Annotated in this window: 12 protein-coding genes; 3 read left to right on the forward strand and 9 right to left on the reverse strand. The window is 72.4% G+C overall.

The features are described from left to right. The first annotated feature begins 2 nt into the window (after window positions 1–2). A complete protein-coding gene (locus tag MXD61_RS23935; protein WP_248815675.1) occupies window positions 3–899 on the forward strand; it encodes a patatin-like phospholipase family protein in 897 nt (298 codons plus the stop codon). A gap of 13 nt (window positions 900–912) precedes the next feature. Continuing rightward, window positions 913–1,986 (forward strand): 1-acyl-sn-glycerol-3-phosphate acyltransferase, encoded by a 1,074-nt coding sequence (locus MXD61_RS23940; RefSeq protein ID WP_248815676.1) that lies wholly within the window; start codon window positions 913–915, stop codon window positions 1,984–1,986. On the opposite strand, the gene MXD61_RS23945 is transcribed toward MXD61_RS23940, so the two are convergent. The 9 genes from MXD61_RS23945 to MXD61_RS28195 all read right to left on the reverse strand — a co-directional run bounded on the left by MXD61_RS23945 (window position 1,964) and on the right by MXD61_RS28195 (window position 11,182). Beyond that, a complete protein-coding gene (locus MXD61_RS23945) occupies window positions 1,964–3,040 on the reverse strand; it encodes a hypothetical protein (RefSeq protein WP_248815677.1) in 1,077 nt (358 codons plus the stop codon). The genes MXD61_RS23940 and MXD61_RS23945 overlap by 23 nt on opposite strands. Before the next feature lie 45 nt (window positions 3,041–3,085). Further along, entirely contained in the window at window positions 3,086–3,571 is a 486-nt protein-coding gene (locus MXD61_RS23950) for a hypothetical protein (protein ID WP_163550140.1), read from the reverse strand. A 139-nt stretch (window positions 3,572–3,710) separates the two neighbouring features. Further along, window positions 3,711–4,550, reverse strand: a complete 840-nt coding sequence (locus MXD61_RS23955; RefSeq protein ID WP_248815678.1) for a hypothetical protein — start codon at window positions 4,548–4,550, stop codon at window positions 3,711–3,713. Then, window positions 4,547–5,044, reverse strand: a complete 498-nt coding sequence (locus MXD61_RS23960; RefSeq protein WP_248815679.1) for an OmpA family protein — start codon at window positions 5,042–5,044, stop codon at window positions 4,547–4,549. The genes MXD61_RS23955 and MXD61_RS23960 overlap by 4 nt, the downstream gene beginning before the upstream one ends. Before the next feature lie 143 nt (window positions 5,045–5,187). After that, entirely contained in the window at window positions 5,188–6,048 is an 861-nt protein-coding gene (locus tag MXD61_RS23965) for a class I SAM-dependent methyltransferase (protein ID WP_248815680.1), read from the reverse strand. Continuing rightward, complete coding sequence (locus MXD61_RS23970; RefSeq protein WP_248815681.1) at window positions 6,045–8,048, reverse strand: serine/threonine-protein kinase; 2,004 nt, start codon at window positions 8,046–8,048, stop codon at window positions 6,045–6,047. The genes MXD61_RS23965 and MXD61_RS23970 overlap by 4 nt, the downstream gene beginning before the upstream one ends. A 58-nt stretch (window positions 8,049–8,106) precedes the next feature. Next, window positions 8,107–9,930 carry a hypothetical protein gene (locus MXD61_RS23975; RefSeq protein ID WP_248815682.1) on the reverse strand — a complete coding sequence of 608 codons (1,824 nt, stop codon included), beginning with the start codon at window positions 9,928–9,930 and terminating at the stop codon, window positions 8,107–8,109. 545 nt (window positions 9,931–10,475) lie between these two features. Further along, window positions 10,476–11,051, reverse strand: a complete 576-nt coding sequence (locus tag MXD61_RS23980) for a hypothetical protein (RefSeq protein ID WP_248815683.1) — start codon at window positions 11,049–11,051, stop codon at window positions 10,476–10,478. Then, entirely contained in the window at window positions 11,048–11,182 is a 135-nt protein-coding gene (locus tag MXD61_RS28195; protein WP_285223366.1) for a hypothetical protein, read from the reverse strand. Before MXD61_RS28195 ends, MXD61_RS23980 begins: the two co-directional genes overlap by 4 nt. Before the next feature lie 282 nt (window positions 11,183–11,464). Between MXD61_RS28195 and MXD61_RS23985 the strand changes: the two genes are divergently transcribed. After that, entirely contained in the window at window positions 11,465–12,658 is a 1,194-nt protein-coding gene (locus tag MXD61_RS23985) for a thioesterase domain-containing protein (RefSeq protein ID WP_248815684.1), read from the forward strand. The last annotated feature ends 49 nt before the right edge of the window (window positions 12,659–12,707 follow it).

Genomic DNA, 12,707 nt, shown 5'->3' on the forward strand with positions numbered 1-12,707 from the left:
GGATGGCGGACGAGGGCGCGGGCGAGGGTGTGGGCGTGCACGAAGGAGGACGTCACGCGGTGGCGTTCGTGCTGGGCGGAGGCGGGGTGCTGGGGGCGAGTGAGGTGGGGATGCTCGCCGCGCTGCTGGACGCGGGTGTCCGCCCGGACCTGGTGGTGGGGACGTCCGTCGGGGCGATCAACGGGGCGGCGATCGCGGCGGAGCCGTCAGCGACGACCATCGGGCAGCTGACGCGGCTGTGGTCGGGGCTGGGAGTGTCGGACGTGTTCACCGGTGGGCCGGCGAAGCGGGTGGCGACGGTGATGCGGCACGGACATCTGCATTCCAACCTGCCGTTGCGGGCCCTGCTGCGCAGCCACCTGCCGGACACGTCGATCGAGGAGCTGCCGGTGCGCTTCCAGTGCGTGGCGGCGAGCATCGAACGGGCGGCGGCGCACTGGTTCGACCGGGGTCCGCTGGTCGAGGCGGTGCTGGCATCCTGTGCCGTTCCGGCGCTGCTGCCACCGGTGCGCATCGGCGACGAGCATTTCATCGACGGTGGCATCGTCGATTCGAACCCGGTGGGACGGGCGGTGGAACTCGGCGCGCGGACGGTCTACGTCCTGCATGTGGGACGGATCGAACGGCCGCTGCGGCCGCCGCGATGGCCGTGGGAGGCGGGTCTGGTCGCGTTCGAGATCGCGCGGCGCCGTGGGTTCACCGAGGCGATGGCCCGGCTGCCGGCCGGGGTGGCCGTGCACGTCCTGCCGGTGGGTGAGGATCGGAGCGCGCCGCTGGTGCCACTGCGTTATCGCTCGACGGGCGGGCTGGTCCGGCGGATTCGGCAGGCGGAACAGGCGACCGCGGCCTACCTCGAGGATGCCGCCGCCGGCCGGGTGCGCCCGGTCGACGTCGGCTGACGGGGCGCCGGCCGTGGATGTTCCGCCGTGGGCGGTCCGCCGGTTCGTGATCGATCCGGTGTTCGTGCCGGTCGCGGCGGCGGGGGCGCTGCTCGCCCTCGGTGTCGCCGGGCTCGGCCTGGTGGTCGCGCCGCTGCTGGACCGCCGGCTGCGGGTGGCCCGGGTCGCGACGCTGGTCGCGCTCTACCTGGCGATGGAGGTCGTCGTCCTGGTCAGCGCCGGGGCGCTGTGGCTGGCGCGGCCGGCGCTGGGACGGGACCGCTACGAGCGGGCGCATGTGCTCGTGCTGCGCCGCGGGGTGGGTCTGCTCGTCGGGGCGGCCCACCGACTCGTCCGGCTCGAGCTGGAGATCCACGAGCCGCCGCGCGGTCCGGTCCCGGACGGCCCGGTGCTGGTGCTCGGGCGCCATGCCGGGCCGGGGGACTCGTTCGTGCTCGTTCACCTGTTGCTCAGCCGCCACCAGCTGCTGCCCCGGGTGGTGCTGTTGGACTCGTTGCAGCTGGACCCGGCGATCGACCTGCTGCTCAACCGGCTCGGCGCGTGCTTCCTGCGCAACGACGGCTCGCAGCAGGACGCCGCCCAGCGCATCGGCGCCCTGGCCGGACGGCTACGTCGCGGCGAGGCGCTGGTGATCTTCCCGGAAGGGGCGAACTTCACCCCGGGACGCCGACGGCGGCTGATCGCCCGGCTGCGGGCCCGCGGCCAGTGGGAACGCGCCGCGGTCGCCGAGGATCTCGACGCGGTCCTGCCGCCGCGACCGGCCGGGGTGCTCGCCGCCCTCGCGGCCGGCACGGTCGCCGCCACGATGATCGTGGCGCATGCCGGGCTGGACGAGCTCGCCACCCCCGCCGACGTGTGGCGGGCGGTGCCCTTCGGCGCACCCCTGGTGCTGCGCTGGTGGTGGGTGCCGGCGGCCGAGGTCCCGCCGTCGGCGACCGGACGCACCCAGTGGCTGACCATGCACTGGGCGGTGGTCAACGCCTGGATCGACACCCAGCGTGCCACCGAACGGCCTGTCGAGCGGGTCGAGCGGGTCGAGCGGGTCGAGCCGGGTGAGCCGGAGGTCAGGAACGTCGGGCCATCTTGATGGTCTTCTCGAGTTCGGTGCGGTCGACCTCGGCGACCCGGCCGTTGGTCGGGACGGTGGGGATGTGCCCGCCGCCGAGGACCAGGTCGGTGGTGTGCCGCAGCCCCATGTCCTTCTGCTCGACGTCCAGGATGGCCTCTTCGACCCGGTAGAGCTTCTCGATCTTGGCGACCTTCGCCTCGACCTGCGCGGCGACGATGCGCAGCCGGCGTTCGGCCTTGGCCAGGCGCCGTTCGAGGCGGCGGTCGACCAGGTTCGGCATCGGCTCGTCGCGCTCGGTCGGGTCGTGCAGGTAGAGCTCGACGGCGACGGCGACCAGCGGGATCAGCGCCTGGAACAGGATGACCGCACCGCCGGTGGTCTCCCCGGCGGTGCCCTGGCTGCGCACCAGCACACCGGCGACCGACAGCAGCAGGAAGATCGCGGCGGTCAGGCTCAGTGCCAGCGCGGACGAGCGGGACTCGACGAGCTGCTCGCGGACGTCCGGGTCCATCTTGAGCCGTCCGGCGTCGGCGTCGGCGAGCATCTGCTTCTGCGCCCCAGCCAGGATGGACGCCTTGATGCCGTGTGCGAGCGCCACACCGGCGATGAACACCGCGACCCCGAGCAGGCCACCGAGCCACCACTCCGGCCCGTAGCCACCGACATCCGCGAGCACCGCGTACGACTGGGCGAAGACGTAGAAGTCCAGGGCGGCCAGCACGCTCAGGACGACCTTGCGGGCGGCCTCGGCCAGGGCCATCTGCGGGATGCGCTCCTGGACGCCGACGCTGCGCCACAACCGGCCCTGCTCGACCTTGTTCTTGATCAGTTCACTGCGGCGCTCCCGGCGTTCGGCCCGGGAGTCGATCTCCATCCGCAGCTCGGCGATCAGCTCCTCCAGCGTGCGGCCGTCGGAGCGCACGGAGGCACGGACCTCCTGGACCTCGGCCTCCTCGAGGCTTTTGAGCACCTTGGGCCGGGTCTCCGCGCCGGCGAGCGCGACGTCGGCATCTCCGACGCGGCGGATGAGCTGCTTGGCCAGACGTCCTGGCTGGTTTCCCCTGCGCAGCACCGTTTCAGGCTCCTGTTTCCGTCATGAGTGGCATCCGCGCGGGCATCAGTCGATCGGGCGGGCGAAGGTGCCGCCGACGAAGCAGAGCATCGCGCAGACGATGCCCAGGACCGAGGCGACCATGGCCTCCCGGGCGCCCTGCTGCTCGTCCCCGGAGAACACCATGGTCAGCACCAGGGTGCCGACGCCGACGACAGCGCCGACCACGCCGAGCAGGAACCGGCGCTGGATGGTCTCCCGCGGCGGCAGCTGGGACAGCGCGTCGATCGGGGCGATCCGACCGGCACGGGCCTGGTTACCGACGCGGCGGCGGATGTCGCGCAGTCGGAAGGTGTTGCCGGCGATGAAGAAGCTCACCGCGGTCACGATCATCGAGCCGGTCACCGACACGCGTGCGAACGGCGAGGACAGGGTGAGCCACACCCACAGCTCCAACACCGCCAACAGCCCCAGGCAGGTGAGGATGACCACGGTCGAGCGCATGAGCGCGGGGCTGAAGTGCTGGTCCTCCGGTTCGTGCAGGATGCCCATCGGTCGCCTCCTCGGCTTGGGTCCCACCCGGCCCGGAACGGACCTCGACGGTGGGGGTACAGCGGGTGATGCGATCGAGGCATCCGTCGGGTAGGGGTTGTCCTCGGGCGGCGGTCCTGCGGAGGCGGGGGGCAGCGGGCTAGTCACAGTCACTGCTGATCCGTCGGCACAACTCACCCTTGAGGTAGCGGGCGAGCTCCTGCTGCGGGCGGTCCGCGCTGCCCTCGTTGACGCCGATGAAGCGGACCCTGGTCGCCCCGGCCGAGCGGATCTGCCCGGTCTCGAAGCACCGTTTCACCACGGCCTCGGCGATGGTGACCGACGCGGTCTTGCCGTCGACGTTCAGGCAGTCGGCCTGCCCGCCGGTGCCGAGCAGATCGGACCAGACCAGCGCGGTCACCGCGGTCGCCTTCACCCCGGGAGTGGCGCGCACCGTGGCGACCTCGTCGTTGATACCGGCGAGCAGCGGTGTGGCGCTGCCGGTCGGGCCGACCTTCGTGGACTGGACGACCTGGCTGATCTCGGTGCCGAGCGCCTTCGAGGCGGCGGCACGGTCCTTCTCCTCCCGGGCGCTGTTACGCCGTTTCACCTGGAACATCCGATCGCCGTGGAAGCAGTCGGAGTAGATCATCGGGCCGCCGGCGGTGGCGACGAGGCGGATGTAGGAGCCGTCGCGCAGCGCCGCGTCCAGGTAGGGCTGGACACGGCTGGCCACCCGGGTCGCGGTGGCCGCCGAGTTGTCGGTGACATCCAGCAGCACCAGCAGCAGCGGCGCCCCGTCCTTGGGGGTCTTCTCCTGGTAGATCTTGCAGTCCAGCGGCCCGGACGCCTTCGCCGTGCCCAGCAGGCCGCCCGGATCGCAGGCGGTCAACGCGGGCACGGCCAGCAGCGACACCGCGATCAGGGGTGCGAGCCGGCGGACCAGAGCGGCCCCGCGCGGTGGCCGCAGGGCCCTGCGCAGGGACAGGCGGTGCGTCATCGAAGCACGATCTCCACTCGGCGTCGGCTCGCATCGGGGACGCCGTCCCGCGCGCCCTGCTCGCCCCGGCCCTCGACGTCCAGCACTGAGCTGGGAATGTTCTGTGTGGCCAGCCACGCCTCGACCGCCTTGGCACGGTCGAGGGACAGTTCCTGGTTGTCCTCGTTACGGCCGAGGCCGTCGCTGTAGCCGATCACCGATATCCGGCCGGGATGCTCACGCACCGCGGGCAGGATCTGCTCCAGTGCCGTCACCGCCTGTGGCATCAGCGTGCTGCTGTTCGAGTCGAACAGGTAGTCGGAACTGACCGTCGTCACCTGGCTTCCGTCTGGCTGGGTGACGAACTTGCTCAGCGGTGGCAACGGGTCGGCGGCGACCGCCGGGGCGGACCGGGTCGCGTGCGGGGCCGCGACGAACGACGCCCCACCGCTGCCTGATCCACATCCGGTGGCGGCCAGCCCCACCGTCAGTGCGAGCGCGACACCCACACACATTCGGGTACCCGAAGTCGGGCATGGGCGGACGGCCGGACTGCCGCGACTGGGCGTGGCATCTCCGGGTGCGCAGTGAGCGTGGTCCACGGTCTGCCCCCAACGGCGAATGCGGGGCCTACCATAACGGGGCCGTTCGGGTCAGCTCAGGACACCCGGGGGTGTTGTGCACGTAGTGGGGTGTACCGGTCCTTTGTTGGGGTCCGGGGTCGCCTCGTCACGAATATCGAGGTCGAGGGCACATAGGCGCCACGCTCCGGCCCCCACTGCCCCCAGGTCGCGGTCAGACCCGCCGGCCACTCGGGTTCCAGCAGGTCAACCAGGGTGAGCCCGGCCCCGACGATCTCCCGGACGCGATCACCGACGGTCCGGTGCGTCTCGGTGTAGACGGCCCGGCCGGCCTCGTCATGCTCGGTGTAGGCCCGGCGGTCGAAGTAGCTGTGGTAGATCCGCAGGCCGGTGTCCTCATCCGGTTCGTCCGGCAGACACCACACGAACGGGTGGGTGGTGGAGAACACCCAGCGCCCACCGGGACGCAGCACCCGGGCCACCTCGCGCATCAACGCGGCCGAATCGGCCACGAACGGGACGGCCCCGAACGCCGAGCAGGCCAGGTCGACGCTTTCGTCGGCCAACGGCAGCGCCACCGCGTCGCCCTGCACCAGCGGCACCTCGATACCGGTGCGTGCCCCGAGCGCGCGGGCCTGGGCCAGCTGGCCGGCGGACAGGTCCATCCCGACCACCCGCGCCCCCTGGGTCCGCAGCCAGCGGGCGCACTGCGCGCCGCCGCAGCCGATCTCGAGCACGGTCCGTCCGGTCACGTCGCCGAGCAGACGCAGCTCGGACTCACGCAGCCCCTCCGGGCTCCAGCAGAAGTCGCTGTCGCCCAGGAACTCGCCGTGTTCGGCCTGGTAGTCGGCCGCGGTGTCGTCCCAGTAGATCCGGCTGGCGTGGCGAGCGGTGTCGGCGTCGATGTCGACGTAGCCGTAGGCCGGCGGGTTGCTCACAGGGTGCCCTCATGGTTGACAGCGGTACCGATCACGGCCCGGTCCTCGGCGACGGTGATCGGGGTGTAGACGACGGGAAGGCCGGTCTGCCGGTCGACGAGCCGGCCACGCCGGCTCTCCCCGACCAGCCGGGCCCGGCCCTCCAGCGAACGCAGGCTCACCTCACGGTCCGCCGGGCCGAACGGGCCCGTCCCGGCCAGACCGGCCTGGGTGGGGTTCTCGGTGGCGTAGACCCGTACGACGGTGCCCGGCACGGTCGTCCAGCGCAGCACCGTGCCGCCGAGGGTGGCGCGGGCCTCCAGGTCCAGCACCGCCCGTGGCCGGGCGACCGCGCGGATCACGACCTGGCTGGCATCCACCGGGGCCAGCGCGTCCGACCCGTCGGGCCCGACGACCCACACCCGGTAGCGGTAGACCGCGCCCGGGGAGACGTCCGCGTCCACGAAGTGCCCGCCGGCCCCCCGAAAACGCCGCTTGGCGCCCGACAACGCCGACGACTCGGCGAACGTCCGCTCGATGACCACCTCGTCATGATCGGGCATCGGTCGCCACGACAGCTCCACCGCATCCCCCGACATGGTCGCCCGCAGCACCGTCACCGCTGGTGCCAGCACCCGCGACGGTGTCCGCGCCGCCGTCGAACGCAGCCGCCCGGACGCCCCCGCCAGCACCGCGACCACCTCGTGCCAGTACTCCACCCCGCGCGGCACCCCGGCGTCCGAGAGCTCGGTGGCGGCCGTGATCCCCAGCCCGCGCTCGCGTCGTCCCCCCGGCGCGGACACGTCGGCGAGCACCCGGGACACGCGGTAGGACACCCCCGGGGTGACCGAGGGCTCCCAGCGCAGCAGCACCGCGCCGTCCTGCGCCACCCCGATCAGGTCCGTCGGCGCCGCCGGCACGCCCGCGGCGGCCCCGCCCGCGTCGCCCGGCTGGTTCGCCTGGTCGCCCGGGTGGGCGGCGCCCGGGTCGGCGGGGCCCTCCGGGTGGGCTGGGTTGGCTGACCCGGCTGGGCTGGCTGGTTCGTCCGGTTCGGCGCCCGGGTCGCTCTGGTAGGCCGACCGTGTCGGCGGAATGCCCCGGGTGCTCGGTGCCAGCCGGGTCGGATCGCCCTCCCGCAGGTGTCCGCCGGTGGTGTGGGAGCCGGTGGCGCCGAAGGGGCGGGTGTCGGTCCAGGGGCGCTGGGTGGCGGCCAGCAGCAGGTCACGGGCCCGCCGGGGGGTGATCCGTCGCTGCGGATCCTTCTCCAGCAGGCCGTCGAGCACCTCGGCCAGCGGGCCGGCGTGCGGCGCCGGCGCCGGCGGGTGCAGCACGATCGCGGCGAGCATCGCGCCGAAACTGTCCCGTTCGAACGGGGGCCGCCCCTCGACAGCGAAGTACAGCGTGCCACCCAGGCTGAACAGGTCGGCGTCGAAGGTCGCCGGGAAGTTGTTGAGCCGCTCCGGCGCCATGTAGAGCGGGGTGCCGAGCACTCCGGTGACGGTCAGGGTGGGATCGCCGTCGCCGGTGGCGATGCCGAAGTCGGTCAGCACGGTCCGACCGTCCGTCCCGATCAGCACATTGGACGGTTTCACATCCCGATGGACGATGCCATGGTCACGCGCGGCGACCAGTGCGTCCAGCACGGCGAGCCCGACCCGGGCGACCTGCGCGGGCGGCAGCGGCCCGTCATCGCGCACCACCTCGAACAGCGACCGGGACGGCACCAGCTCCATCACGATCCAGGGCAGCCCGTTCTCCAGGACGACGTCCAGGATCGTCACGACATGCGGGTGGCCGCGCAGCTTGGCCGCGTGCCGGGCCTCCCGCATCGCCCGCTCCACCCGGTCGGCGCGCTCCGACCCGGCGACCCCACCCGCGAGTTCGATCTCCTTCAGCGCGGCCTCGGTCTCGAGCACACAGTCGAACGCGCGCCAGACCGTGCCCATCGCGCCCGCACCAAGGCGCGCGAGAAGGCGATATCGACCCGCCACCACGCGGTCGCCTACCGGACCGGCAGCCACGACACCCCCTCGGCTTCGTCCATTCTCGCAGGCCAGCTTTTCAGGTGAGCGGGGAATGTCACGACCTGCGTCCACCCGACCGGCCAGGCAACCACAGATCGACACCGCCGACCCGGTCCGGGGCCTGACCGACCAGCCCCACCAGCAGAGTCCGCAGCTCACCCGTGCGCCGGGCCGGGCCGAGCACCACCGCATCCGGGGACAGATCAGCATAGGCGGCCCGGACCTGCGCCGAGCCTGCCATGCGCGCCCCCGAAACGGTGCCGTTGTCGACGTCGATCAGGGCGGAGGTCAGCGCGTCACTCGGCCCGTGGAACGCCGCGTGGCCCGAGGCGTCCGCGACAGTGCAGTAACAGCCGGGCATGACGAACCGGAAGTCGGCCCGCGCCTGCCACAGCATCGCCTCCGCCTGCTGCGGATGCGGATAGGGCACGACCAGCGTGGTCGCGCCCGCCGGGAGCCGCCGCACGCCGTCCCCGGTGAAGAACGCCGGGGTCCGCGCCGACGTGGTCAGCAGCTGCGCCGGCACGAGCGCCACCAGCGCGGCCACGGTGAGGACGCCCGCGCCCGTCCACGCCAGCACGCCCCGCGGGGACGTCCCCCGCAGGAACCCCGGCCGTGGGGACATCACCCGCAGCGACAACGGATGCCGATCCGGTGTCCGAGAGCCCCCCGGCAACTGGTCGAGGCCGACCGCGGTGACCGCCGCCGCGCACAACATCACATACCCGGCGAACCGGGACGGCAGGGCGTTGCGCAGCACCGGCACCCGCTCGCCGAGCAGCCAGGGCAGCCTGATCCCGGTCGCGTGACCACTCACATGCAGATGATCGCCCAGTGACAGCACCGCCATCACGATCCCGACCGGGACGAGTACCCGCACCAGCGGATGCCGCCGCGCCACCACCGCCGCACCGATCGCCAGCAGCACCAGCGGAACGCCCAGATAGCCACCGACCTCCACGGCGTTGCCGGTGAAACGCAGACTGTGCCGCACGGCCGCGTCCGGGCCGAACTCCTGCATCGGCGTCGGGGTGACGAACGTCCACAGGTCACTCACCGCGATGCCGGAGGGCTGGATCGACCCGTGCACGCGGCCGGCGCCGAAGAACTGCACCGACAGCGGCCAGGCGAGCAGCGCCCCCGCCGTCACGCCCGCCACCGCGAGCCCCCGCACCGCCGGCCCGATCCGCGCCCGCACCAGCCCCCGATGCCACGCACCCAACGCCACCACCCCGACCGTCGCCGCCAGCGCCGACGATGCGAGCACCTCCTCGCCGATCAGCGCCTGCGCGGCGACCGCGAGCCCGAGCAGCACGCCGGTCCGTCCCGGCGACCGCTGCCGCTGTCCCTGCCGCTGTCCCTGCCGCTGGAAGTGTGGGTCTGGCACCAGAAGGTCGATCAGCAACAGGGCGAGCAGGGGCGGAAACGGCATGAACGCCAGATGCAGATGCCCGTACGAACTGCCGATCAGGTACGGCCCGAACCCGTAGAACAGCCCACCGAGCGTCGCCGGCCCCACCCGGACGAACCGACGCAGCAGCCCGTACAGCGCGAGCGCGCTGACCACCGGCGCGAGCGTCAACAGCACCGTCAGGGCGAACACCGGTCCACCGATCATGGTGATGGGTGTCGCGATCAGCGCGAGCAGCACCACCGGGGTGCTCCACAGCACGTTCGCCCCGTCCGGCGCGTTGATCTGGTGGGTGACGAAGGGATCAAGCCCGTGCGCGACGGCGTACGGCGTCCACCGCAGAAACCACGTGTACAGATAGCCGTCGTTTCCCCCGTAGGTCACCGCACCGGGATGCAGCCAGCCCGCCCGGAGGATCCACCCCGCCAGGACCAGGTACCCGACTCCCACCGCCAGCCAGGCCGGCACCCGCCTGATCCCCCATCGGTGCTGTCGCCGGTCACCATCCGCGGCCGCTCTCGTGCCACCGTGATCAGCGCCGGAGGACGACCTGGTATCGGACGGAGTGTCACCGGGTGGATCGACACTGGGCAGGTTGATACCGGAGCTGGTCACGAGACCCCCCTCGCACGTCCCACGATCACGGCGTGGCAGTGGGGCGATGGAACAGCCGCCGTGCAGGACATTTCAGACGATAGTTCCAGCCATGGCCCGATCGGCACACTTTCCGGCCAGTCGGATGCGCAGCATGATCTGGAAGACGGAGCGTGACTATCCGGCCGGAAGGTGCCACCTGGGTCGTACCCGGGCCGCCCCCGCTCCACGAGGCCTCGCCGTCCCGGCGGAGGCGCACCGGGCGAGGCCGTGTTCCACGCACCCCGCCGATGTACCCAAAGTTCTTATCTATCTACTTCAGGTGATATTTCGGCGCGGTGGATGGGTCGATCCGCCGTCCGACCTCCGTGAGGCCGCATCGCGTGTCTCGGTGAACATCGGTCGAGCGACGGGTGGGCTCAGCGCCCGGGGCCACCGCCGTCGGAGGGCTCGGACTGAGGTGGCTCGGACTGAGGTGGCTCGGACTGAGGTGGCTCGGACTGAGGTGGCCCGGAGGTCGTGGTGGTGGGCTCGTCGAACCATTCCGCGGTGAGGGCGGCGAAGGTGCGGTAGCGCGCCACCGCGTAGTCGGGGGAGACGACGCCGTGCCTGTCGAAAAGGGCCACGGGATAGCCGCGCTCGGCACGGTAGCCGCGTTCGCCGATGATGATACGGCCGCCGAGACGGACGACTCCGACCACGCAGGGTAGCGACGTCCAGGTGGGGCGGCGGGCGGCGGCGAGCAGCTCCGGGGTGCGCCAGGCGTACAGGCCGCACAGACAGTGCTCGTCGGGGATGCGCTCGTGCGCGACGGCGGGAGCGTCAGCGCGGGAGGGCTCCTCCGGGTGGGTGGTGGTACGCAGGCAGCGGGCCTCGGTGATGGCGTCGGGGCGCCACAGGAGCATGCCGGGCGGAAACGGCGACCAGGGCGTCCAGGCGGGTCGTAGCTGACCGTCACGGTCGACGGCCCACTGCCGCCAGCCGAGCAGGCTCACCCGGGCACCGGCTCCGCCTCGGGTGCGGTGATCGGTGTGGCTGGTGTGGCCGGGATGGTCAACGGTTCGGCGTCGGGAAAGCTCAGTGGCTCGTCCTCGACTATCCGTTCGGGCTTGCCCACGTCACCCATCCGTCCACGGTCGGCGTCGGACGGCGTTCCGTCAATGGCCGGTTCGCGCCTGTTCGTCCATGTCTGTAGTTGACCGGGGGATGGGCTTCGCCAATACCGAGCCGGACGGACTCGGTTCGGTGAAACCACTGGTCAGAGGGGTAATTCGGGTGGGGGCGGCGGCCGGGCGGCATGATCGGGTGTTGTTGGCGTCGGCTTGTCAAGGGTGGTGAGGGGGACGTGGGGGCTAGCGAGGTCGTGGTGTTCAATATGACCTTCACATAGCTATAAGAGGTGATTGTGGTGCTGGGATCGTCTGCGGCTGACCAGCTCTCCGTTTCCGTGCCCGCACCGGCGCCCGCGGGCGACGAGGCCGCGGCCAGGGGGGCTGGCGTCGAGGCCGTCGAAGGTGCGGCGGCGTCGGCGCACCAGATCGATCCAGCGGGAGGGGCGCCGGTGGGGGACGACCCCTATGAGGTCGCCGCGCGGCTGCTGTGGGCGCGGGCGCTCGGTCATGCGGGCAACGCCGCGGACCCGGCGGGCGCGCTGGTGGGGATTCTGCGCGACGAGCTCGGCCTGGTGGTGCCCGAGCGCGATGTCCGTGCGGTGTCGACACCGGCGGGGCTCGCGGATCTGCTGGCCGAGCGGCACGGCGACGCCGAACGCCATCCGCGGGTGGTGTCGCTGACCGGGCCGGCGAGCGGGACGCCGCTGTTCTGCTTTCCGGAGGCGGGGGCTCCGGCGATCGCGCTGCTGCCGTTGGCGCGGCACTTCGCCGGGCAGCGACGCGTCCACGCGCTGCAGGCGCATGGCCTGGAGCGCCGCGGCCTGCCCGACTGGTCGGTGCCCGCGGCGGCGCGCCGGCATGTGGCGGATATCCGGCTGCTCCAGCCGAACGGGCCGTACCTGCTGGTCGGGCATTCGTTCGGCGGTCTGATCGCGCTCGAGACCGCCCGGTTGCTGCGGGCGGCCGGGCATGAGGTGGCGCTGCTGGCGCTGATCGACACCTACCTGCCGGGCACCGCCCGACTCACCCGGTCCGGCGCGATCATCCCGACCAGCCAGCTGGAGGGATGTCATCCCGATCGGCCCGAGGCGGTCCCGGATCACCAGGGGCGCGGGACGCTCGCGGCGGGGGAGGGGCCGGGGCTTGGCCCGCGGGTCGTGGCCGATCGGCTGCGCCAGCTCGTCGAACTGCCGCTGGCCGGGCTGGTCCGCTTCCGCGGCGCCCACCGCTACGAGGCCTTCCACAACCAGGGGCGGGTTCTGACGATGACCTACCGCCCGCGCACGTACGCCGGCCCCACCGCCGTCTGGCTGGCGGACGATCATGACGAGATCGAGGGGTGGCGCGGGGTCCTGACCGGACCGGGCACGATCCGACGCATCCCCGGCGACCACCGGCTCGCCCTGCGCGAGCCGCTGCTCGGCCAGATCGTCGCGGACCTGCGCGCCGACCTCGCCGCCGCCGAGTCCCCGACGTTCGCGGTTAGCTGATTTTCGGGCCCCCGCCCAGCGCCGCCCGGGGGAAGTGACGCATCTCGCA

The organism is Frankia sp. AgPm24 (genome assembly GCF_023243055.1).
In the GTDB taxonomy this organism is placed as follows: Bacteria; Actinomycetota; Actinomycetes; order Frankiales; family Frankiaceae; genus Frankia; species Frankia umida.